The sequence below is a fragment of the Mycobacterium sp. E802 genome (assembly GCF_001666875.1).
Lineage (GTDB): Bacteria > Actinomycetota > Actinomycetes > Mycobacteriales > Mycobacteriaceae > Mycobacterium.
Genome location: NZ_LZJD01000132.1, coordinates 1 through 22713 on the forward strand (window position 1 = coordinate 1; position 22713 = coordinate 22713).

Consider the following 22713-nt stretch of genomic DNA (forward strand, 5'->3'; position numbering starts at 1 on the left):
CGGTGCCACCACCAATGTGGGGCTGATCGCCACGGCGTCAACCACCTACAACGACCCGTATGGTCTGGCGCGGCGGTTTGCCACGCTCGACCATGTGAGCCGCGGCCGGGCCGGGTGGAACGTGGTGACCACGGCCAACGCCTCGGCCGCCGCCAACTTCGGGGTGCCCAACCATCCAGACCCCGCGGACCGGTACCGCCGCGCCGACGAGTTCCTGCAGGTGACGCTGCAGCTGTGGGACAGCTGGGAAGACGACGCCATCGTCGGCGACAAGGTGGCACCGCGGTTCGTGGATCCGGCCAAGATCCATGCGATCAACCACTCCGGTCCGCACTTCGACGTGGCCGGACCGCTGGAGGTGCCGCGGTCCCCGCAGGGGCATCCGGTGCTGTTCCAGGCCGGATCGTCCGAGCCTGGAAAGGAACTCGCCGCCAGGTACGCCGAGGCCATCTTCACCGCGCAACCCACGCTGACGGAGGCCCGAGACTTCTACCGCGACATCAAGACCCGCGTGCGTCGGCACGGCCGCAACCCCGACCAGGTACACATCCTGCCCGGGCTCTCGGCGATCATCGGCGGCACCGAGGCCGAGGCGCGCCGGCGGCAACGCGAATTCGAAGAGCTGACCGTTCCCGATTACGGGCTCGATCAGCTCAGTGCCATCGTCGGCTTCGCGGTCACCAAGGATGATCTGGACCGCAAGCTGACCTTCCCGGCTGATGATCCGGGGGACACCTTCATCAAGAGCCGTCTGGCCCTGGTGAAGCGGCTGGTGGAAACCGAGAACCTCACCGTCCGGGAACTACTGCTGCGGCTCAGCAGTGGCCGGGGGCACCGGTTGTTCGCCGGGACGCCCGAGCAGGTCGCCGACACCATCGAGGAGTGGTTCCGCACGGGCGCGGCCGACGGCTTCAATCTCATCCCACCGGCGTTGCCGTCCTCGCTGGCCGAATTCGTCGACCACGTGGTCCCAGAGTTGCAGCGGCGCGGCATTTTCCGCGACGAATACACCGGCACCACCCTTCGCGACCATCTCGGCCTGGATCGGCCGACCAACCGTTTCAGTACCGATGCAGCCGCCGCGGTGTCGGCGGCGAGCTGAAGGGGCCCAGATGCGTAATCCATTGACTCCGTTCGTCCGTGGGCTGTTTGCCGCCGTCGTCGTCTCCGCCGCGGTGACCGCCTGCCAGACGTCGGGAACTGGCACGTCGGCGAGCGGCGGACTCGCCGCCGACGCCGCCATTCCCGTCACGGTTCCGGCCGGCACCACCCTCGTGGTCGCCGATGACGCCAACCGGCTCAAGACGCTGTTTGCGTTGTCCGGTGAACAGGAGCGGCTCACCGCCGACGTCACGTACGCGAACTTCAGCAGCGGGCCGTTGCGGCTCGAAGCGATCCGCTCGGGCAATGCGCAGTTGGGCCGGGTCGGTGACGTCCCGCCCATCCTGGCCCACTATTCCGATGCCGGAGTGCCGATCGTCGGTGCCGTGAAGTACGACGGTGATGCGCTGCGGCTGACGACGTCGCCGAAGTCGGGCATCGCATCACTGAAAGACCTGGCCGGCAAGAAGATTGCGATCAACGAGGGCACCGCGCAGCAGGCAGTGGTGCTGCGCAACCTGAAGTCTGCCGGCCTGACCATCAAGGACGTGCAACCGGTCAATCTCGGCCTGGCCGAATTCGCTGACGGACTGCGCGCCGAGCAGGTGAACGCCGCGGTGCTCAAGCAACCGGACCGGGTCCGCTACCTCACCTCGACGGCGGGGGAGGGGAGCATCGAGATTCCCAACGCGCCCGGCGCCTACCCCGGCCTGTACTACGTCTATGCCAGCCGGGACGCGCTGTCGGACCCCGGCCGGGCCGCGGCGATCCGCGAGTTCGTCATCGCCTGGTACCGCGCCGAACAGTGGCTCAACGATCACAAGCAGACCTGGATCGACGAGTACCTGATCAAGGATCAGAAGGTCAGTCCCGAGGATGCGCGCGTGATCGCCGAGGCCGACGGGAAAACCTCGATCCCGGGATTCACCGACGAGGTCATCAACACCCAGCAGGAAACCATCGACCTCCTGCAGCAGGCCGGCGCATTCTCCGGCGAACAACTGCACGCCAGAGACGAATTCGATTTCCGGTTCGCCGACCTGAATGCGAAGTCGGTGGGCACGCAGTGACCGCCGTCCAGACCGCCCCGGCGACGTCCAAGCAGCCGGATTCGGTTGAGGCCGAAGAGTATCCGCATCTTGAACACCGATCGGGTGCCCAGCGCCGACGGCGGCTGGGGCCGGGGCGGGCGATTCCCGCCTCCCTGGCGATCGGACCGCTGCTTCTGGTGGCGCTCTGGGTCGTCACCTCGCAGCTGGGCATCCTCGACCCCCGGACCCTGCCACCGCCGCTGGACATCGTGCGCACCATCGGTGAGATGTGGTCGGACGGCCAGTTGCCCACCAACATCCTCGCCTCGTTGAAGCTGGCCTCGATCTCGCTGGCGATCGGTGTGACGCTCGGCCTCGCGCTCGCGTTGATCTCGGGGCTGAGCCGCATCGGGGAGGCCATCGTCGACGGGCCGATCCAGGTCAAGCGTGCGGTGCCGACCCTGGCCATCATCCCGCTGGCGATCATCTGGTTCGGCATCGGCGACACCATGAAGATCATCATCATCGCCACCAGCGTGTTGATTCCCGTGTACATCAACACCACCGCGCAGCTCAAAGGTGTCGACCTACGCCACGTCGAACTGGCCGAAACCGTCGGCCTGTCACGCAGCCAATTCATCCGCAAGGTGGCCATCCCCGGCGCCCTGCCCGGATTCTTCACCGGGCTGCGGCTTGCGGTGACGATCTCGTGGACCGCGCTGGTGGTGGTCGAGCAGGTCAACGCCACCAGCGGTATCGGCTACCTGATGACCCAGGCCCGGCTGTACGGGCAGTTGGACGTGGTGGTGGTCGGCCTGTTGGTCTACGCGGTGTTCGGGCTCACCGGGGATTACGCGGTGCGGGCCGTCGAGAGGAGGGCCCTGTCGTGGCGACGCGCACTGGGAACCTGACCGAGGAAGTAGCCGTCGTGCGGAACCTGACCCGGTCCTTCGGCGGCGCAACGATTCTCGATTCCGTCGACCTGACAATTCGCAAAGGCGAGTTCGTCGCCCTACTGGGACGCAGCGGCTCCGGCAAGAGCACCCTGCTGCGTTCCCTGGCCGGTTTGGACCACGGCGTGGACGGAGCCGGAGACCTGTTCATCGCCCGCGACGTGTCGGTGGTGTTCCAGGATTCCCGGCTGCTGCCATGGTCACGGGTCCTCGACAACGTCGCCCTCGGGCTGTCCGGTCGCGATGTCAAAGCACAGGCCAGTGCGGTGCTGGCCGATGTCGGCCTGGCTGGTCGCGAACACGCCTGGCCGTACGAGCTGTCCGGCGGTGAGCAGCAGCGGGTGGCACTGGCCCGCTCGCTGGTGCGCAACCCCGCACTGCTGCTGGCCGACGAGCCCTTCGGGGCGCTCGACGCCCTGACCCGGGTGCGGATGCACCACCTGCTCAAGGAACTGTGCGCCAAGTACCAACCGGGGGTGCTGCTGGTGACCCACGATGTCGACGAGGCCGTGACGCTGGCCGACCGGGTGCTGGTGCTCGACGGGGGAACGTTCGTCGTCGACCGGCAACTGGATTTCGAGACACCGGACGCGCGCACCTACCGCAACCGGGAGTTCATCGCGCATCGTGAGGCGCTGCTCGGCGCGCTCGGAGTGGCGACCTCCGGTTAATCGCATGGGCCGCAAACAGATCAGTGGTGACCCGCGGTATACGGGTCACCACTGACGTGAGGCGGCGTTCGGAGGCTTACTCCCCCTAGCCATCACCGCCCGGTGCTCGTGTCCTTCATGTTGGCCCCCTGCCGAAGTACCGTTGCACAACGGTCACTGTATACCCTGGGTCGGGTTTGCTGAAGGTGTTTTTTGCGGAAGTTTTCAGATCGTGGACCGACGATGGTTCGTACCGGTAAATAGCTGGTAGTGCAGCTAAGCAATACGCTGTCGGTTGGGCCGCGGAGTCCACCCGTGGGGTGTTTGCCATGGCAACTTTTTTTCGCCTCAGATGTCGAGCCCGCCGCGCTTGACGAGTTGCTTGGCGATGACGCCGCGTTGGATTTCGTTGGTGCCCTCGCCGACGATCATCAGCGGTGCGTCGCGGAAGTAGCGCTCGACGTCGTATTCGGTGCTGTACCCGTAGCCGCCGTGGATGCGCACCGCGTTCAGGGCGATCTCCATCGCAGTCTCCGAGGCGAACAGCTTGGCCATACCGGCTTCCATGTCGCAGCGGCCGCCGGCATCGAGCCGCTCGGCGGCGTCGAGCAGCAGGCTGCGGGCGGCGTAGAGCTTGGTGCCCATGTCGGCCAGCATGTTGCCGACCGATTGGTGCTGCCAGATCGGCACCCCGAAGCTCTCGCGATCTTGTGCGTACTGCAGTGCGTCGTCGAAGGCCGCGCGGGCCACGCCGGTGGCGCGGGCGGCCACCTGGATCCGTCCGACCTCCAGGCCCTTCATCATCTGGGCGAAGCCGTGTCCCTCGACGCCGCCCAGTACGGCATCCGAATCCACGTGGCAGTCAACGAAATTGATCTCGCAACTTTCCACGCCTTTGTAACCGAGCTTCGGCAGATCCTTCGAGACCGTGAAACCGGGGACCTTCTCGACCAACAGGATCGACACCCCCTTGTGGGCGGGGGAGGCGGTCGGATCGGTCTTGCACAGCAGGGCGACCAGGCCGGCCTTGCGGGCATTGCTGATCCAGGTCTTCGAGCCGTTGATCAGATAACCGGTGTCGTCCTTGGCGGCGACGGTACGCATGGCCTGTAGATCGGAACCGCCACCGGGTTCGGTGAGAGCCATGGTCGCGCGCAGCTCCCCGGTGGCCATCCGGGGCAGGTATTTCTGCTTCTGCTCCTCGGTGCCGAACTGCAACAGCAGCTTCGACACCACGGTGTGGCCACCCATCGCACCGGCCAGGCTCATCCAGCCACGGGCAAGCTCCTCGGTGACCTGGGCATAACACGGCATCGAGACCGCGGCGAAGCCGTAGGGCTCCGGGATCGCCAGGCCGAAGATGCCCATCTCTTTCATCGCCTCGATGAGCTCTTCGGGGTAGGTGTTGGCATGTTCGAGTTCTCGGACCACCGGCCGGACCTGCTTGTCGACGAAGTCGCGGACGGTACTGACGATGGCCTGCTCTTCGGCGGACAAGGTGATCACGGTGGCGTTCCTTTCGCGGCTCGAAGAAAAATATTCCATAGCGGCCGGTACGACGATCAGAGCGCTGGCGGATTCCAGTTCTGCGGGCAAAATGAACTCGTGCACCCGCCCGCGACGCGGCACGACTCGGGAAGCGGTCTGTGTAAGGCCGAGTTGCTGGCGGCGGTCTCGCTGGCAATCGACCTCGGTCTCGGCCAGCCGATGGAACACATGCTCAGGTCGTCACTGATTTCCGTGCGGCTCGCCGAGCGGATGGGACTCGACCTGCGACAGCGGGCGACGGTGTACTACGCAAATCTGGTTGGCTGGATCGGCTGCCACGCCGACTCCCATGAACTATCCGCTCTCTTCGGTGACGACATCGCTTTTCGGGCTGACACCTACGGCGTGGACCGAGCCGGATTGCCGTTACTGCGGTTGATGATCAGCCACGTCGGACGGGGCCTACCTGGTTGGGAGCGCGGCATCCGGTCGGCTGCCTTCGTGCTCACCGCCCGTAATCGAGTGGCCCAACTCATCAGTTCACACTGCAGTTCAGCCGGCGTGCTGTCCGACCGGATGGGTCTGGATCGTGACGTGGGTGCGGCCCTTGCCTTCGTCTTCGAGCGGTGGGATGGCCGCGGTATGCCCAATAACATTGCGGGCGACAGAATCCCGATCGAGATACGGATCGTCGGTCTTGCCGATGTGGTCGAGGTTCACCTGCGCACCGGCGGGCTCGGCAAGGCGATCGAGGTGGTGCGGAGCCGTCGTGGCACCCAGTTCAGTCCGGACGTCGTGGATGCGTTCGAGCGCGACGCCGCCGCGATTGTCGACGGGCTGCTCGACGTCGACGTCTGGACCGCGGCGCTGGCCCTCGCACCCGACCGCGATCGGATTCTCAACCAGGACGAGATCGATGAATTCCTCCGGGCGATGGCCGATTTCGTCGATCTCAAATGTCCGGTGTCGCCGGGCTACTCGCGCGGCATCGCAGAGCTGGCCGCAGCGGCAGCCCGGCAGACGCGGATGCCGCAGGCCGAGGTGACGCGACTGTACCGAGCCGGGCTGGTGCACGGTCTGGGAAAATTGGGCGTATCCAACCTCATCTGGGAAAAGAAAGGTCCGCTGACCACGGCAGAAACCGAACGGATGCACCTGTATCCGTACCTGACGGGACGGATTCTCGATCGCGTCGACGGCTTGAAATCGGTTGTCTCGCTGGCTACCAAGCACGAGGAGCGGATCGACGGCTCAGGATTTCCCAGAGGCATCTCGGGTTCGGAGCTCAGCGTGTCCGACCGGCTGTTGGCGGCGACTGTGACGTATCACGTTCTGCGAGAAAAGAATTCCGGCGGTGCCGATGTCGCTGGACGGCTGCGCCACGAGGCGCGCGACGGCAGACTCGACACGGAGTCGGTAGAAGCGGTGTTGGCCGCGGCCGGGCATCGGCCGGCGCCACGGGCCGGACCATCATCGCGGCTCACCGCCCGCGAGGTCGAGGTGTTACGGCTCGTCGCGCAGGGAAGATCCAACCGCGAGATCGGTGCAGCGCTGTTCATCGCCGAGAAGACGGCGCGCAACCATATCGAGCGGCTCTATGCCAAGCTCGGCGTCAGCAATCGCACCCAAGCGACCCTGGCGGCCATCGACCGAGGGTTGGCCGGCCCCATTTGAGGCGAATGCCTCATGCGGATTTCAGCGCCTCAGGCCGATTATCAGGACCTGACCAGCAATTTCAGCGCTTTGGGAGGTTCCATCATGACCGCATTGGCAGTCGCGCCGCCGCTCGTCGGGGGTCGAATCGAGGCATTCGGGGTCAGTCGCCACGCCGGCTCCCGGCAGCTCCTACACGAGCTCTCGCTGACCGTGCAGCCCGGCGAACTGGTCGCCATCGCCGGCGGCAGTGGCGCGGGCAAAACCACATTGCTCGAGACGCTGGCCGGGCTGCAGCAGCCGTCCGACGGAGAGGTCCGGCACGACGGCATCGTTCGCGGCGCGCGTGGGGGCGCCGATGACCGGGTGGGCTATGTACCGCAAGACGACATCATCCATCTGGAGATGCCGCTGCGCCGGACGTTGCGCTACGCCGCTCGGCTGAGGCTGCCCGCGGGCACCCCGGCAGTTGAGGCTGACCGCGTCGTCGAACAGACGATGCGTGACCTCGATCTGGTTGATCGAGCCGAGGTACCGGTCCGGGCGCTGTCCGGTGGCCAACGCAAGCGGGCGAGCATCGCCGTGGAGCTCCTGACCCGGCCGCGGATCTTCTTCCTCGACGAACCGACCTCCGGGCTGGACCCGGCAACAGCGGCCGAGGTGATGCGTCTGCTGTATCGACTGAGCCGCAGCGGCGTCACCGTCGTTCTCACCACCCATGAGCCGGCCGGCATCGAACTGTGCGATCGGGTGGTGTTTCTCGCGCGCGACGGCTTCCTTGCCTTCACCGGCAGTCCGGCAGATGCCCGGTGTTATTTCGGCGTCGAGGATCTGGCCGAGATCTACGAGAAACTTGCCACCGAGGGGACCCCGACGGCCTGGGCGCAGCGGTTCGACGAGCAGCGTCAGGTCGCGACGGTCCTGCATGGCGAGGAGGCAGTACTGGTTCCGGCCGATCCGGCAAAGAGCAAGACGCCCGGGATGATCGAGCAGTGGTGGACCTTGACGCGGCGCAATGTCGATGTGCTCCTTCGTAATCGGCTGACGCTGGCGATCCTGCTGGGCTCACCGGTCTTGGTCACCGCGATGATGGCGACGCTGTTTCGGCGCGGCGCATTCGATGCCACCGCTGTGTCCGATATCGGTCCGGCACAGATTGTTTTCTGGATCGCGTTCGACGGCTTCTTCTTCGGTCTGACCTACGGCCTGCTGCAGATCGTCGGGGAGATGGCGGTATTCCGGCGGGAGCGGCTGGCGGGCGTGAGCGTCGCCGCGTATGTGGGATCCAAGGTGACCGCGCTGCTTCCGGTGCTCGCTCTGGTGAGCGCCGTACTGCTCGGCGTGCTGCGAGGTCTCGGCCGGCTGCCTGCACTCGGGTGGCACGTGTATGCGCTGTTGTTCATGACGATCCTCGTGGAGGCAACCTCGGCACTGGCGCTCGGTCTGTTTGCCTCGGCTGCAGTCTCCAACGCCGCGCAGGCCGCCCTGGCGCTGCCGATGCTGTGCTTCCCGCAGGTGCTGTTCGGCGGTGCGATCGTGCCCGTCAACGACATGGCCGCCCCCGGTCGGGTCATGAGCTATGGCTTGGCCAATCGGCATGCGTTCGAAGCGCTCGGTCGGGACCTGGACCTCGACCGGTTCACCGCCACACTGCCGGCCATGTCCGGCTACCGCGACACCTTCAGCGGCGGCACCGGCACCAGCCTGATCGCACTCGTGGCGTTCACCGTCGTCATGGTCACGGCAACCGTGTGGGTGCTGCACCGCAAGTCGGCGCCGGGAGCGTTCTGAAGATCAGGTCCGCAGGCCCGCGAGCGATTTTGACCTCGCGGGCCTGTGCCTGAGCGATTCATGCCGCGTGTCTCGGACCTGTTCCGGGGCAAGGTTTCCAAATTCTCGCTGGACGCCTTGGTGGACGCCGCCGCGAAGCTCGGCATTCACGTACGGGTGGAGGTCGTAGATCACGGCATCCCGACGTGATCTCGCACCGTTTGCACACCCGGTCTCGAGGCGGTCCAGGTGCGTGAGCGAAGTAAACGTCCAGGTCAGTGGCGGTTTAGAAGAGTGCCCCCGGCAGGATTCGAACCTGCGGCCTTCTGCTCCGGAGGCAGACGCTCTATCCCCTGAGCTACGGGGGCGCGGGGCTGAAGATCAGCTGCGCCGATTGGGCTTGCATAGCGTAGCGCATGCCACGGCCAATATGGATTCGGGGCGCAGCCACCCCAGACCATAGGATGGACCCTCGTGACCCCCGCCGACCTTGCCGAGCTGCTCAAGGCCACTGCCGCCGCAGTGCTGACCGAACATGACCTGGACACCGCCGCGCTGCCCGACACCGTCACGGTCGAGCGCCCGCGCAACCTTGAGCACGGTGATTACGCGACCAACCTCGCGCTGCAGCTCGGTAAGAAGGTCGGGGTCAATCCGCGCGAGCTGGCCGGCTGGCTGGCCGCCGCGCTGGCCGCGGCCGACGGCATCGCTGCCGCCGAGGTCGCCGGCCCCGGCTTCGTCAACCTGCGCATCGAAGCCTCCGCGCAGGGCGTCATCGTCACCAACGTGCTGACCGCCGCCGACGCCTACGGCAACTCGACCGAACTCGCCGAGAAGATCAACCTGGAATTCGTCTCGGCCAACCCGACCGGGCCCATCCACATCGGTGGCACCCGCTGGGCCGCCGTCGGCGACGCGCTCGGGCGCCTGCTGACCACCCAGGGCGCCGACGTCACCCGCGAGTACTACTTCAACGATCACGGCGCCCAGATCGACCGGTTCGCCCGGTCGCTGGTCGCCGCCGCCAAGGGTGAGCCGGCCCCCGAAGACGGCTACGCCGGCACCTACATCAACGACATCGCCGCCTCCGTCCTGGCTAAGCGGCCCGACGTGATGAGCCTGCCCGCCGACGAACAGCAGGAGACGTTCCGCGAGATCGGCGTGGACCTCATGTTCGCCCACATCAAGGAATCGCTGCACGAGTTCGGCACCGACTTCGACGTCTACACCCACGAAGACTCGATGCACACCTCCGGTCGCGTGGACCAGGCCATCGCCAAGCTGCGCGAGACCGGCAACATCTACGAGAAGGACGGCGCAACCTGGTTGCGCACCACCGAGTTCGGTGATGACAAGGACCGGGTCGTCATCAAGAGCGACGGCAACGCCGCCTATATCGCCGGTGACCTGGCGTACTACCTGGACAAGCGTCAGCGCGGGTTCGACCTGTGCATCTACATGCTCGGCGCCGACCACCACGGCTACATCGCCCGCCTGAAGGCCGCCGCCGCGGCGCTGGGGGACAACCCGGACACCGTCGAGGTGCTGATCGGCCAGATGGTCAACCTGGTCCGCGACGGCCAACCCGTGCGGATGAGCAAGCGCGCCGGCACCGTCATCACCCTCGACGATCTGGTCGAGGCCATCGGCGTCGACGCCGCGCGGTACTCCCTGATTCGCTCGTCGGTGGATACCCCGATCGACATCGATCTGGCTCTGTGGTCCAGTGCGTCGAACGAAAACCCGGTCTACTACGTGCAGTACGCGCATGCCCGGCTCTCGGCGCTGGCCCGCAATGCCGCCGATCTCGGCGTCACTGCCGATACCGCCCACCTGGATCTGCTGACCCACGAAAAAGAGGGCATCCTGATCCGCAACCTGGGCGAGTTCCCCCGGGTCCTGAAAGCCGCTGCCGCGCTGCGTGAACCGCACCGCGTGTGCCGTTACCTCGAGGATCTGGCCGGTGACTACCACCGGTTCTACGACGCCTGCCGGGTGCTGCCGCAGGGCGACGAGACACCGGGTGACCTCAACGCCGCCCGGCTCGCGTTGTGTGAGGCGACGCGCCAGGTGATCGCCAACGGTCTGGCCATCCTCGGCGTCACCGCCCCGGAGCGGATGTGAACGCGCACCCCGCCGGGCCGCGGCACGCCGAGGAGATGCATCACCCGGGCGCGCCCGCCAAGCCGCAGAGCCCCGAGGAGATCCTGCTGCTGGCCCCGAAGGTGTGGCCCCGCAACCTCGTTCGCGGCGACGACGGCGTGGTGTCGATCGCCGGGGTGCCGGTGACCGATCTGGCTGCCGAGTACGGCACACCGCTGTTCGTCATCGACGAAGACGACTTCCGGTCGCGTTGCCGAGAGATCGCCGCGGCGTTCGGCGGTGGAGAGCACGTGCACTACGCGTCGAAGGCGTTCCTGTGCACCGAGATCGCGCGCTGGGTGGCCGCCGAAGGCCTGTCGCTGGACGTGGCGACCGGTGGTGAACTGGCGGTGGCACTGCACGCCGATTTCCCGGCCGAGCGAATCACGGTGCACGGCAACAACAAATCGGTGGACGAGCTGACGACGGCGGTCAAGGCCGGGGTCGGGCACATCGTGCTGGATTCCGAGATCGAGATCGAGCGCCTGGATGCCATCGCCGGTGCGGCCGGCGTCGTCCAGGACGTGCTGGTGCGGGTGACGCCGGGCGTGGAGGCGCACACGCACGAGTTCATCTCCACCGCACACGAAGATCAGAAGTTCGGATTGTCCCTGGCCAGTGGCGCGGCGATGGACGCGGTCCGCAAGGTCTTCGCCACCGAAAACCTGCGCCTGGTCGGCTTGCACTGCCACGTCGGCAGTCAGATCTTCGACGTGGCCGGATTCGAGGTGGCCGCCCATCGGGTGATCGGCCTGCTGCGTGACGTGGTCTCGGAGTTCGGTGTGGAGAAGACCTCCCAGATGTCGGTCATCGATCTCGGTGGGGGCCTGGGTATCTCGTACACCCCGCAGGACGATCCGCCACCGATGCAAGAACTGGCCGACAAGCTGAAGGCCATCGTCAAGAGCGAATCGGAGGCCGTCGGGCTGCCGACCCCCAAACTCGTGGTGGAACCGGGTCGTGCGATCGCCGGACCGGGCACGATCACCCTTTACGAGGTGGGCACGGTCAAGGACGTGGCCGTCAGTGCGACCGCGCAGCGTCGGTACGTCAGCGTCGACGGCGGGATGAGCGACAACATCCGCCCGGCTCTGTATGACGCCGAGTACGACGCGCGGCTGGTCTCCCGCGTCAGCGACGCCCCCGCAACCCTGGCGCGCATCGTCGGAAAGCACTGCGAGACCGGCGATATCGTCGTCCGCGATACCTGGGTGTCCGAGGACATCACGCCCGGTGACCTGTTGGCAGTCGCCGCCACCGGCGCGTACTGCTACTCGATGTCGAGCCGCTACAACCTGCTGTGCCGACCCGCCGTGGTCGCGGTGAAGGATGGCAAGGCGCGCCTGGTGCTCCGTCGGGAGACCGTCGACGATCTGTTGAGCCTGGAGGTGAGTGGTCAATGAGTGAAAAGCCCATCGGTGTAGCAGTTTTGGGGCTGGGCAATGTCGGCAGCGAAGTGGTGCGCATCATCAACGAGAGCGCCCCTGATCTCGAAGCCCGCATCGGTGCGCCCCTGGAGGTGCGGGGCATCGGGGTGCGCAAGGTCTCCGATGACCGTGGCGTGCCCAAGGACCTGCTCACCGACGACATCATCGAGCTGGTGTCGCGGGACGACATCGACATCGTGGTGGAGCTGATGGGTCCGGTGAAGCCGGCGCGCAAGGCCATCCTGGCCGCGCTGGAACAGGGCAAGTCGGTGGTGACCGCCAACAAGGCATTGATGGCCCAATCCACCGGTGAGTTGGCGCAGGCCGCCGAAAAGGCTCGCGTCGACCTGTATTTCGAGGCGGCGGTGGCCGGCGCGATCCCGGTGATCCGGCCGCTGACCCAATCGCTGGCCGGTGACACCGTGCTGCGGGTGGCCGGCATCGTCAACGGCACCACCAACTACATCCTGTCCGAGATGGACAGCACCGGAGCCGATTACAGCTCGGCGCTGGCCGATGCCAGCGCGCTCGGTTACGCCGAGGCTGATCCCACCGCCGACGTCGAGGGCTATGACGCCGCGGCCAAGGCCGCGATCCTGGCCTCGATCGCCTTCCACACCCGGGTCACGGCCGACGACGTCTATCGCGAAGGCATCACCAAGGTGAGCCCGGCCGACTTCGAGTCCGCCCGGGCGCTGGGCTGCACCATCAAACTGCTGGCCATCTGCGAGCGGCTCACCACTGATGAAGGCAAGCAACGGGTCTCGGCCCGCGTGTATCCGGCGCTGGTGCCGCTGTCGCACCCGTTGGCCGCGGTCAACGGTGCCTTCAATGCGGTGGTGGTCGAGGCTGAGGCAGCCGGCCGGCTGATGTTCTACGGTCAGGGCGCCGGGGGAGCACCGACCGCCTCGGCGGTGATGGGCGATGTCGTGATGGCCGCGCGCAACCGCGTCCAGGGCGGCCGCGGTCCGCGGGAATCCAAGTACGCCAAGCTGCCGATCGCCCCGATCGGCTTCATCCCCACCCGCTACTACGTGAACATGAATGTCTCGGATCGCTCCGGCGTATTGTCTGCCGTGGCAGCCGAATTCGCCAAGCGTGAGGTCAGCATCGCCGAGGTGCGCCAGGAGGGCATGGTCGACGAGGAAGGCCGGCCGTGCGGGGCCCGCATCGTCGTGGTCACCCACCAGGCCACCGACGCCGCACTCTCGGAGACCGTCGAGGCACTGGCCGATCTCGACGTGGTGCAGACCATCAACAGCGTGCTGCGTATGGAAGGAACGAACGCATGAACCCCGGGACGCAAGGCAAGACCAGCGCAGGGCCGGTACACCGGCCCTGGCCGGGACTGATCGAGGCCTACCGCGATCGGATGCCGATCGGTGCGGACTGGACGCCGATCACCCTGCTCGAAGGCGGCACGCCGCTGATCCACGCCAAGCGGCTCAGCGAACAGACCGGCTGCACAGTGCATCTCAAGGTCGAGGGGCTCAACCCGACCGGCTCGTTCAAGGACCGTGGCATGACCGTGGCGGTCACCGAGTCGCTCGCCCGCGGACAGCAGGCGGTGCTGTGTGCGTCCACCGGCAACACCTCGGCCTCGGCCGCGGCCTATGCGGCCAAGGCCGGCATCACCTGTGCGGTGCTGATCCCGCAGGGCAAAATCGCGATGGGCAAGCTGGCGCAGGCTGTCATGTACGGCGCCAAGATCATCCAGGTCGACGGCAACTTCGACGACTGCCTGGAACTGGCCCGCAAGATCACCGCGGACTTCCCGACCATCGCCCTGGTCAACTCGGTCAACCCGTACCGCATCGAGGGTCAGAAGACCGCGGCGTTCGAGATCGTCGACGCCCTGGGTACCGCCCCCGACGTGCATTCGCTGCCGGTCGGTAACGCGGGCAACATCACCGCGTACTGGAAGGGCTACCGCGAATACCACCGCGACGGATTGACCGACCGGTTGCCGCGCATGCTCGGCACCCAGGCGGCCGGGGCCGCACCGCTGGTCCTGGGTGAGCCGGTCAAGGAGCCCGAGACGATCGCCACCGCCATCCGGATCGGATCCCCGGCGTCGTGGTCTGGCGCTGTCGAGGCCAAGCAGGAGTCCGAGGGGCGGTTCCTGGCGGCCACCGACGAGGAAATCCTGGCCGCGTACCACCTGATCGCCCGTAGCGAAGGGGTGTTCGTCGAGCCCGCGTCGGCCGCGAGCGTGGCAGGCCTGCTCAAGTCGATCGAGGACGGCTGGGTCAAGCGCGGCTCGACGGTGGTCTGCACCGTCACCGGCAACGGACTCAAGGATCCCGACACTGCGCTCAAGGACATGCCGACTGTCACCGCGCTGCCCGTCGATCCGGTCGCCGTCGTCGCCGAGCTCGGACTGGCCTAGCTGGTGAATCAGACCCTCCCCGCCGGGCTCACCGCCACCGCTGTCGTCGCGGCCTCCAGCGCCAATCTCGGCCCAGGCTTTGACAGCCTGGGCCTGGCGCTCAGCCTGTACGACGAGATCATCGTCGAGACAACCGAATCCGGCCTTGAGCTCGAGGTCGAGGGCGAAGGTGCGGGCCAGGTTCCGTTGGATGCCACGCATCTGGTGGTTCGGGCGATCGAGGCAGGGCTGCAGGCCACCGGTCATCGGGCTGACGGCCTGATCGTCCGCTGCCACAACGAGATTCCGCACTCCCGTGGTCTCGGCTCATCCGCGGCAGCCGTGGTCGGGGGTTTGGCCGTGGTGAATGGTCTTGTCGCGCAAACTGGTTCAGACCCGCTGACGGAAGAACAGTTGATCCAGCTGGCCAGTGAGTTCGAGGGGCATCCGGACAACGCTGCCGCGGCGGTACTCGGCGGTGCGGTGGTCTCCTGGACCGAGACCGATGAGAGTGGGGGGCCGCGGTACCGTGCGGTGCCGGTGCGGGTCCACCCCGACATCCGTCTGTTTCCGGCGGTTCCGCAGCAGCGGTCGTCCACCGCGGAGACTCGGGCGGTACTGCCCGACGAGGTCAGCCACCTCGACGCCCGGTTCAACCTCAGCCGGGCGGCTCTGCTGGTGGTGGCGCTGAGCGAGCGTCCCGATCTGTTGATGACGGCCACGCAGGACGTGTTACACCAGCCACAGCGTGCCGCGGCGATGCCGGCCTCGGCGGAATACCTGAACCTCCTGCGACGTTCTGGAGTGGCAGCGGTGCTGTCCGGGGCCGGACCAACGGTCCTGGGGCTGAGTTCGGCGGTGGGATTGCCTGATGAGGCCACCGATTACGGCACTGCCAACGGGTTCACCGTCAGGGAAATGTCGGTCGGAGCAGGCGTTCGTTGGACGTCGGGCGTGGCCGTCAAGAACTGACGAGCGGCAACACGAGGAGAAGTGAGCGCCACACGCTCGGCGTCTCGTTGCTTGATTACTTCACCAAAGCGAGTTATTCTCGCTTTCGTCCAGCATTCGCAGGGTCTCTGCCTGCGTCGACACCAGGACGACCACCCAATCTTCTTGTGTTCTACTCGTGGACTGACGGTTCGCCGTATATCGGCGAATCCTGGCGATCGCCGTTGCACAGGCGACGGTGTGAGCTACGCGCTCAGCGGTTCAGCTGAACGCGCATCGACCTTTGGGGAACCCTCGCACGACCTGATGAGCGGGGGAAAGAAAGGAAATCCGTGACAGATACGGACCTCTTCACGGCTGACAATGCCAACGGCACTGGGGATTTGCCCAACACCGTGTCATCTGAAAGCGCCGGATCATCTGAAAGCGCTGCGACCGTCGGTAGCGCGGCCCCGGCTGCCGCCTCTGCGTCCGGATCGAACACCACGCGGCGCGCTTCTGGCGCCCGGCCCGCGTCGCTGTCGACCATGGTGCTGCCTGAGCTGCGTGCGCTGGCCAAGGAAATCGGCGTCGAAGGCGCGTCCGGCCTCCGCAAGAGTGAGCTGATCGCAGCTATTCGTGCCCACCGCGGCGAGTCCAACGGGACCACCGACGCGCCGCAACAGGCCACCCCCGACGTCCAGCAGGACGCCGGTGCCGAGGCCGGCGAGCAGCCGGCGCCACGTCGCCGCGAGCGTCGGGGCTCCTCGCGCCAGGCCGGTGCGCCCGCCGCCGAGGAGGCCGGCAAGGACGACTCGCCCAAGACCGAGACCAAGGCTGAGACCAAGGGCGAAGCGAAGAGCGAAGCCAAGGGCGAGGCCAAGGCCGATACTCCTGTCGAGACCGGAGCCGACGCCAAGGCCGAGTCCGCGGAGTCGCAGGAAAAGCAGCCCAAGCAGGACAAGCGCGACCGGCAGGACCGTCGCGACAAGCGTGAGCAGTCCGACGGCGAGAACAAGCAGGACGACAAGCGCGACCAGAAGCAGGACCGCGACCAAAAGCAGGACAAGGGTCAGGGCCGCGAGCAGTCCGACCAGTCCGACAACCAGCAGAGCCGGGGCGGCAACTCCAACAACGATGGCGACGACGACGGAGACGGCCGGCAGGGCCGGCGCGGTCGTCGCTTCCGCGACCGGGACCGTCGTCGCCGTGGTGAGCGCGGTGGCGAGGGCGGTGGCGAGACCGAGCTGCGCGAGGACGACGTCGTCCAGCCGGTCGCCGGCATCCTCGATGTCCTGGACAACTACGCCTTCGTGCGCACGTCGGGCTACCTGGCCGGGCCGAATGACGTCTACGTCTCGATGAACATGGTCCGCAAGAACGGACTGCGCCGTGGTGACGCGGTCACCGGTGCCGTGCGCGTGCCCCGCGAGGGTGAGGGCGGCGGCAACAACCCGCGCCAGAAGTTCAATCCGCTGGTGCGTCTGGACAGCGTCAACGGCGGTCCGGTCGAGGCGGCCAAGAACCGGCCTGACTTCACCAAGCTGACCCCGCTGTACCCGAATCAGCGGCTGCGCCTGGAGACCACGCCCGAGCGCCTGACCACCCGCGTGATCGATCTGATCATGCCCATCGGTAAGGGGCAGCGTGCCCTGATCGTGTCGCCGCCCAAGGCCGGTAAGACCACGATCATGCAGGACATCGCCAACGCGATCACCAAGAACAACCCGGAATGCCACCTCATGGTGGTGCTCGTCGACGAGCGCCCCGAAGAGGTCACCGACATGCAGCGCTCGGTCAAGGGTGAGGTCATCGCCTCGACCTTCGACCGCCCGCCGTCAGACCACACCCAGGCCGCCGAGCTGGCCATCGAGCGGGCCAAGCGCCTGGTCGAGCAGGGCAAGGACGTCGTGGTGCTGCTGGACTCGATCACCCGTTTGGGCCGTGCGTACAACAACGCGTCGCCGGCCTCGGGTCGCATCCTGTCCGGTGGTGTGGATTCCACCGCGCTGTACCCGCCGAAGCGGTTCCTCGGCGCGGCGCGCAACATCGAGCACGGCGGCTCGCTGACCATCATCGCCACCGCGATGGTCGAGACCGGTTCGACCGGTGACACCGTGATCTTCGAGGAGTTCAAGGGCACCGGTAACGCCGAGCTCAAGCTCGACCGCAAGATCGCCGAGCGTCGGGTGTTCCCCGCGGTCGACGTCAACCCGTCGGGCACCCGCAAGGATGAGCTGCTGCTCTCGCCGGATGAGTTCGCGATCGTGCACAAGCTGCGCCGCGTGCTCTCGGGTCTCGACAGCCATCAGGCCATCGACCTGCTGATGAGCCAGCTGCGCAAGACGAAGAACAACTACGAGTTCCTGGTCCAGGTCTCCAAGACCGCGCCGGGTTCGATGGACGTCGACTGATCCGGTCGACACGCGTAAGGCCCCGCCGCTGGCGGGGCCTTTTGCGTTCAGACGGCCGGGTCGGCTTTCAAACCCGGCATCACATATCGTCGGATCTGGGTGAGCACGGCATCACCGTCGCTCGGATCGAGCGTCTTCCCCGGCACGGTCGCCAGCGAAATCACTATCCGCGCAAGCCATTCCGACGCTTCCGGGATGTCGATGTCGGCGCGGATCTCGCCGCGGTCGCGGGCGGCCACCAGGTAGCGGGACCAGAAGTCGGCGAGATCGGGGATCAGGCCCTGCACACCCGCGCCGGCGCAGGCGGCGAACTCCTCGGGTTCGTCGGTGCGAAGTTTGAGCAGCACCGCGCCCGGATCGTCATACGCCCGCAGGCCGTTGCCCACCCCCCAGGCCAACTGATGGTCCAGGCCGTCGATCTGTTCGAGCATGGCGTGCGCTTCGGACCAGAACGTGTCGTTGAGTCGCACGATGACCGCGCCCAGCAGCGAGACCTTGTCGGGGAAGTGTCGGTACAGCCATCCGCGCGACACACCGGCGGCCTCGGCCACCTCGGAAACCGTCGTCGCGCGAATTCCTTTGGTCCGCAGACATTCTTCGGCCGCGTCCATCAGGCGATCACGCACGCTGCGGCCGGTCTCGACACGCGGATCAGTGCTGGTCAACTCTGAGATCTCCTGATGCTCTGGTGGGCTGGGAGATGATTGTGCCAAGGATGTTCCCTGTCGCGCCACACCATGGTAGACAGTTTTGTCGATCTGTTCACTCAACGTGGGGACCCTCCGATGGCCGAAACGCTGCAGCAGTTGCTCCGCGAACATGAAGGAAGCGACACCGTCGCCGTCAAGTACGGCGACCACAGCTGGACCTGGCGCGAACACCTGGCTATCGCCAATCGGCAGGCGTCCGCGCTGCTGAAACTCGCGGATCCGGACCGTCCGGCACACATCGGCACATTGCTGGGCAACACGCCGGACATGCTCACGGCGATGGCCGCCGCCGCCCTCGGCGGTTACGTGTTGTGCGGCATCAACAACACCCGTCGCGGCGCCGCGCTGGCCAGGGACATCCTGCGCGCGGACTGCCAGATCCTGCTCACCGACGCTGCTCACCGCGAGCTGCTGGCCGGGCTGGACCTGCCAGGTGTGCGGGTCCTGGACACCGGCGGCGACGAATGGGCGCAGATGTGCGCCGATGCCGGGGAACTCACGCCACTGCGCGAAGTCGGTCCGACCGACACGTTCATGATGATCTTCACCTCCGGCACCAGCGGTGACCCCAAGGCCGTCCAGGTGGCCCACATGACGGTGCTGTTCGCCGGGTTGGCCCTGGTGGAACGGTTCGGCATCACCGACGAGGATGTCTGCTACCTGTCGATGCCGCTGTTCCACTCCAACGCCCTGCTGGCCGGTTGGAGCGTCGCGGTAGGCTCTGGCGCGGCGATGGCCCCCGCCACGTTCTCGTCCTCGGGTTTCCTGCCCGATCTGCGCCGCTATGGCGCCACCTACATGAACTACGTCGGCAAGCCACTGGCCTACGTGCTGGCCACGCCGGAACAACCCGATGACATCGACAACCCGTTGCGGGTGGCCTTCGGCAACGAGGCCAGCGATCGGGACATCGCCGAGTTCGGTCGCCGGTTCGGCGCCAAGGTGTGGGACGGTTTCGGTTCCACCGAGGGCGCGGTGATCGTCACCCGGGAGGAAGGCTGCCCGCAGGGCTCGGTGGGCAAGGGCTTCCCGGGCGTGGCGATCTACGACCCGCAGACCGTGACCGAGTGCGCGGTTGCCGAATTCGACGCCGACGGTGTTCTGGTCAACGGGGACAAGGCAATCGGCGAACTGGTCAACACCACCGGCGCCGGGTTGTTCCAGGGTTACTACAACGACGACTCCGCCACCCAGGATCGGCTGCGTCACGGCATGTACTGGTCCGGTGACCTGGCCTACCGCGACGCCGACGGTTGGATCTACCTGGCCGGGCGGACCGCGGACTGGATGCGCGTCGACGGCGAGAACATGACCTCGGCACCCATCGAACGGATCCTCGGCCGCCATCCGGCCGTCAACCACGTCGCGGTCTACCCGGTCCCCGACGAATACGTCGGTGACCAGGTGATGGCCGCGATCGTGCTGCAGGACGACGCGGCGCTGGACCCGGTCGAGTTCGCCGAGTTCCTGGCCACCCAATCCGACCTGTCGCCCAAGGCGTGGCCGCGTCACGTCTGGATCGCTGACCAACTACCGACGACAGCGACCAACAAAGTCCTCAAACGCGAGTTGATCGCGGCGGGCACCGCTGGCCAGGGTCGCTTGCTGTGGCATCGCACCGGGCGCGAATACACCGTCGGCCCCGCGGGCACGACGGGGGAATAGTTGCCGCTCATCACGCGTTTAGGCTGCTGGCGGTTGACCTGGCATAATGGACCGCCGACCCTCGGTCCCGGTTCACGTCCATCGGAATTTCGGGCGACCCGGGCCAACGATTGAAGAGGAACCCATGAAAACAGGCATTCATCCTGAGTATGTCGAGACCACGGTGCACTGTGGTTGCGGCAACACCTTCCAGACCCGCAGCACCAAGCAGAGCGGCCAGATCGTGGTCGAGGTCTGCTCGCAGTGCCACCCGTTCTACACCGGCAAGCAGAAGATCCTCGACAGCGGCGGCCGCGTGGCGCGCTTCGAGAAGCGCTACGGCAAGCGCAAGCCGGCCGGCGACAAGGCTGCCGCCGACAAGTAGCTACGTCAACAGCGCCCGATCTGTCGCATTCGCGCAGATCTGGGCGCTGTTCTCGTTTCCGCATCCAAGTCGAGGAGGTTGACGTGACTGACACCGCGCCCGCGATCGAGGCGTTGCTGGCCGAGCACACCGACCTCGAGCGCCAACTCGCCGACCCGAATCTGCACGCCGACGCCGCAGCCGCGCGCAAGGTGGGCCGACGATTCGCCCAGGTGTCACCGGTCGTGGGCACCTACCGCAAGTTGGAGGCCGCACGCGGTGACCTGGAGGCAGCCCGTGAGCTCGCCGCCGACGACGCCAGTTTCGCCGCCGAGGTGGACGAGCTGACGGCCAAGGTCGCCGAACTCGATGCGCAACTGACCGACCAGCTCGCGCCCCGTGATCCGCATGATGCCGACGACATCGTGATGGAGGTCAAGTCCGGGGAAGGCGGCGAAGAATCGGCGCTGTTCGCCGCCGACCTGGCCCGCATGTACATCCGGTACGCCGAACGGCACGGCTGGTCGGTGACGGTGCTCGACGAGACGTTCTCCGACCTCGGCGGCTACAAGGACGCCACGTTGTCGATCACCAGCAAGGGCGATTCGGCCGACGGAGTCTGGTCGCGGCTCAAGTTCGAAGGCGGCGTGCACCGCGTGCAGCGAGTACCGGTCACCGAATCGCAGGGCCGGGTGCACACCTCGGCCGCGGGCGTGCTGGTCTACCCGGAGCCCGACGAGGTCGAACAGGTCCAGATCGACGAATCGGATCTGCGCATCGACGTCTACCGGTCCTCGGGCAAGGGCGGTCAGGGCGTGAACACCACCGACTCGGCGGTGCGTATCACCCACCTGCCCACCGGCATCGTCGTCACCTGTCAGAACGAGCGTTCGCAGTTACAGAACAAGGCCCGCGCCATGCAGGTGCTGGCCGCCCGGCTGCAGGCACTGGCCGAAGAGCAGGCCCAGGCCGACGCCTCGGCCGACCGGGCCAGCCAAATCCGCACCGTGGACCGCAGCGAGCGCATCCGGACCTACAACTTCCCGGAGAACCGGATCGCCGATCACCGGATCAACTTCAAGGCGCACAACCTCGATCAGGTGCTCGACGGAGAACTCGACGCGCTACTGGATGCGTTGGGTGCCGCCGACAAGCAGGCCCGGCTTCAGCAGGAGACATCAGCCGGCCCGACGAGGTCATGACCCGATTGCGGCAGGCGATCGCCGCCGCAACGGCACGGTTGGCGGCCGCCGGCGTCGCGTCCCCGCGGATCGACGCCGAACTGCTGGCCGCGCACGTCGCGGGCGTCGACCGCGCTCGGTTGCTCCTGCTCGACGATCCCGGTGAACAGTTCCAGTCCGACTACGACGACTTGATTGCCGCCCGCTCCCGCCGGATACCGCTGCAGCATCTTCTCGGTACCGCGGCCTTCGGTCCGCTGACCCTCGAAGTCGGGCCGGGGGTGTTCATCCCACGCCCGGAAACCGAATCATTGCTGGAATGGGCTCTGGCGCAACGACTTCCGCCCAGCCCGGTGATTGTCGATCTGTGTACGGGATCGGGTGCGCTGGCATTGGCGCTGGCTGCGGCTCACCCGGAGGCCCGGGTGCTGGCCGTCGAGGACTCACCCGCCGCGCTGGAGTTCGCCCGGCGCAATGCCGCCGGTACGCGCGTCGAGGTGATCGCCGCCGACGTCACCACGCCCGGTCTGGCGCCCGAACTCGACGACCGGGTGGACCTGCTGGTGTCCAACCCGCCGTACGTCCCCGAAGGTGCCGTGCTGGAACCGGAGGTGGCCGACCACGATCCGGCCCGTGCGCTGTTCGGCGGGCCGGACGGGATGTCGGTGATCCGGCCGATCGTCGCGCTGGGAGCCCGGTGGCTGCGTGCCGGCGCGGCGTGCGCCGTCGAACACGACGACACCACCTCGCAGCTGACCGTCGATGCCTTCGTCGACGACGGGCATTTCACCGCCGTGACCGCGCGCCGGGACCTGGCCGGACGACCCCGCTTTGTCACCGCGACCCGGATTGGGAGAAGCTGAGTTGATGCGCGCACCGACCGGGGA

The 22713-nt window shown here is 66.8% G+C and carries 18 protein-coding genes, 1 tRNA gene and 1 pseudogene; 17 read left to right on the plus strand and 3 right to left on the minus strand.

Features of this window, described 5'->3' with window-relative positions; genetic code table 11:
* The 4 genes from A5699_RS19225 to A5699_RS19240 all read left to right on the plus strand — a co-directional run.
* The coding region (locus tag A5699_RS19225; RefSeq protein ID WP_067772338.1) for an LLM class flavin-dependent oxidoreductase at window positions 1–1102 on the plus strand (1102 nt) is incomplete at its 5' end.
* 10 nt (window positions 1103–1112) lie between these two features.
* Window positions 1113–2171: an ABC transporter substrate-binding protein gene (locus A5699_RS19230; protein WP_082957783.1), complete on the plus strand. Its 1059-nt coding sequence runs from the start codon at window positions 1113–1115 to the stop codon at window positions 2169–2171.
* On the plus strand, window positions 2168–3043 hold the full coding sequence (locus A5699_RS19235) for an ABC transporter permease (RefSeq protein ID WP_067772342.1): 876 nt from the start codon (window positions 2168–2170) through the stop codon (window positions 3041–3043). The genes A5699_RS19230 and A5699_RS19235 overlap by 4 nt, the downstream gene beginning before the upstream one ends.
* On the plus strand, window positions 3019–3756 hold the full coding sequence (locus tag A5699_RS19240) for an ABC transporter ATP-binding protein (protein ID WP_067772347.1): 738 nt from the start codon (window positions 3019–3021) through the stop codon (window positions 3754–3756). The genes A5699_RS19235 and A5699_RS19240 overlap by 25 nt, the downstream gene beginning before the upstream one ends.
* Window positions 3757–4083: 327 nt before the next feature.
* Here the strand turns inward: A5699_RS19240 and A5699_RS19245 are convergent, their stop codons facing one another.
* Entirely contained in the window at window positions 4084–5241 is a 1158-nt protein-coding gene (locus A5699_RS19245) for an acyl-CoA dehydrogenase family protein (RefSeq protein ID WP_231965765.1), read from the minus strand.
* A gap of 99 nt (window positions 5242–5340) precedes the next feature.
* Between A5699_RS19245 and A5699_RS19250 the strand changes: the two genes are divergently transcribed.
* From A5699_RS19250 to A5699_RS28675, 3 genes and pseudogenes are all read left to right on the plus strand, one after another.
* Window positions 5341–6897, plus strand: coding sequence for an HD domain-containing phosphohydrolase (locus A5699_RS19250; RefSeq protein WP_067772350.1), 1557 nt, complete (start codon window positions 5341–5343; stop codon window positions 6895–6897).
* A gap of 84 nt (window positions 6898–6981) precedes the next feature.
* On the plus strand, window positions 6982–8667 hold the full coding sequence (locus A5699_RS19255; RefSeq protein ID WP_067772437.1) for an ATP-binding cassette domain-containing protein: 1686 nt from the start codon (window positions 6982–6984) through the stop codon (window positions 8665–8667).
* A 63-nt stretch (window positions 8668–8730) separates the two neighbouring features.
* A pseudogene (locus A5699_RS28675) lies at window positions 8731–8856 on the plus strand (XRE family transcriptional regulator); the annotation flags it as partial.
* Between the two features lie 85 nt (window positions 8857–8941).
* On the opposite strand, the gene A5699_RS19260 reads toward A5699_RS28675, so the two are convergent.
* A tRNA-Arg gene (locus A5699_RS19260) sits at window positions 8942–9014 on the minus strand.
* A gap of 106 nt (window positions 9015–9120) precedes the next feature.
* Between A5699_RS19260 and argS the strand changes: the two genes are divergently transcribed.
* From argS to rho, 6 genes are all read left to right on the plus strand, one after another.
* Entirely contained in the window at window positions 9121–10770 is a 1650-nt protein-coding gene (gene argS, locus A5699_RS19265; RefSeq protein ID WP_067772353.1) for an arginine--tRNA ligase, read from the plus strand.
* Window positions 10771–10805: 35 nt separating this feature from the next.
* Window positions 10806–12191, plus strand: coding sequence for a diaminopimelate decarboxylase (lysA, locus tag A5699_RS19270; RefSeq protein WP_197508335.1), 1386 nt, complete (start codon window positions 10806–10808; stop codon window positions 12189–12191).
* Window positions 12188–13507 (plus strand): homoserine dehydrogenase, encoded by a 1320-nt coding sequence (locus tag A5699_RS19275; protein WP_067772359.1) that lies wholly within the window; start codon window positions 12188–12190, stop codon window positions 13505–13507. The genes lysA and A5699_RS19275 overlap by 4 nt, the downstream gene beginning before the upstream one ends.
* A complete protein-coding gene (gene thrC, locus A5699_RS19280) occupies window positions 13504–14604 on the plus strand; it encodes a threonine synthase (protein ID WP_067772367.1) in 1101 nt (366 codons plus the stop codon). The genes A5699_RS19275 and thrC overlap by 4 nt, the downstream gene beginning before the upstream one ends.
* 3 nt (window positions 14605–14607) lie before the next feature.
* Complete coding sequence (thrB, locus tag A5699_RS19285) at window positions 14608–15555, plus strand: homoserine kinase (protein ID WP_067772372.1); 948 nt, start codon at window positions 14608–14610, stop codon at window positions 15553–15555.
* 374 nt (window positions 15556–15929) lie between these two features.
* The gene (gene rho, locus A5699_RS19290; protein ID WP_369806729.1) at window positions 15930–17927 is read left to right on the plus strand and encodes a transcription termination factor Rho; all 1998 of its coding nucleotides are present in this window, start codon (window positions 15930–15932) and stop codon (window positions 17925–17927) included.
* A gap of 47 nt (window positions 17928–17974) precedes the next feature.
* On the opposite strand, the gene A5699_RS19295 is transcribed toward rho, so the two are convergent.
* Complete coding sequence (locus tag A5699_RS19295) at window positions 17975–18538, minus strand: TetR/AcrR family transcriptional regulator (RefSeq protein WP_067772439.1); 564 nt, start codon at window positions 18536–18538, stop codon at window positions 17975–17977.
* Window positions 18539–18712: 174 nt separating this feature from the next.
* Between A5699_RS19295 and fadD1 the strand changes: the two genes are divergently transcribed.
* From fadD1 to prmC, 4 genes are all read left to right on the plus strand, one after another.
* Window positions 18713–20302 carry a fatty-acid--CoA ligase FadD1 gene (gene fadD1, locus A5699_RS19300; RefSeq protein WP_067772379.1) on the plus strand — a complete coding sequence of 530 codons (1590 nt, stop codon included), beginning with the start codon at window positions 18713–18715 and terminating at the stop codon, window positions 20300–20302.
* A 124-nt stretch (window positions 20303–20426) separates the two neighbouring features.
* Window positions 20427–20666, plus strand: coding sequence for a 50S ribosomal protein L31 (rpmE, locus tag A5699_RS19305; RefSeq protein ID WP_067772382.1), 240 nt, complete (start codon window positions 20427–20429; stop codon window positions 20664–20666).
* Window positions 20667–20749: 83 nt separating this feature from the next.
* Window positions 20750–21847, plus strand: a complete 1098-nt coding sequence (prfA, locus tag A5699_RS19310; protein WP_067772385.1) for a peptide chain release factor 1 — start codon at window positions 20750–20752, stop codon at window positions 21845–21847.
* Window positions 21844–22689, plus strand: a complete 846-nt coding sequence (gene prmC, locus A5699_RS19315; RefSeq protein ID WP_067772389.1) for a peptide chain release factor N(5)-glutamine methyltransferase — start codon at window positions 21844–21846, stop codon at window positions 22687–22689. The genes prfA and prmC overlap by 4 nt, the downstream gene beginning before the upstream one ends.
* The last annotated feature ends 24 nt before the right edge of the window (window positions 22690–22713 follow it).

Coding starts and splice junctions, on each gene's coding strand:
- A5699_RS19275 (WP_067772359.1), top strand. CDS start 12,188: ATGAGTGAAAAGCCCATCGGTGTAGCAGTTTTGGGGCTGGGCAATGTC.
- lysA (WP_197508335.1), top strand. CDS start 10,806: ATGCATCACCCGGGCGCGCCCGCCAAGCCGCAGAGCCCCGAGGAGATC.
- fadD1 (WP_067772379.1), top strand. CDS start 18,713: ATGGCCGAAACGCTGCAGCAGTTGCTCCGCGAACATGAAGGAAGCGAC.
- thrC (WP_067772367.1), top strand. CDS start 13,504: ATGAACCCCGGGACGCAAGGCAAGACCAGCGCAGGGCCGGTACACCGG.
- A5699_RS19230 (WP_082957783.1), top strand. CDS start 1,113: ATGCGTAATCCATTGACTCCGTTCGTCCGTGGGCTGTTTGCCGCCGTC.
- A5699_RS19295 (WP_067772439.1), bottom strand. CDS start 18,538: ATGGACGCGGCCGAAGAATGTCTGCGGACCAAAGGAATTCGCGCGACG.
- prmC (WP_067772389.1), top strand. CDS start 21,844: ATGACCCGATTGCGGCAGGCGATCGCCGCCGCAACGGCACGGTTGGCG.
- rpmE (WP_067772382.1), top strand. CDS start 20,427: ATGAAAACAGGCATTCATCCTGAGTATGTCGAGACCACGGTGCACTGT.
- A5699_RS19255 (WP_067772437.1), top strand. CDS start 6,982: ATGACCGCATTGGCAGTCGCGCCGCCGCTCGTCGGGGGTCGAATCGAG.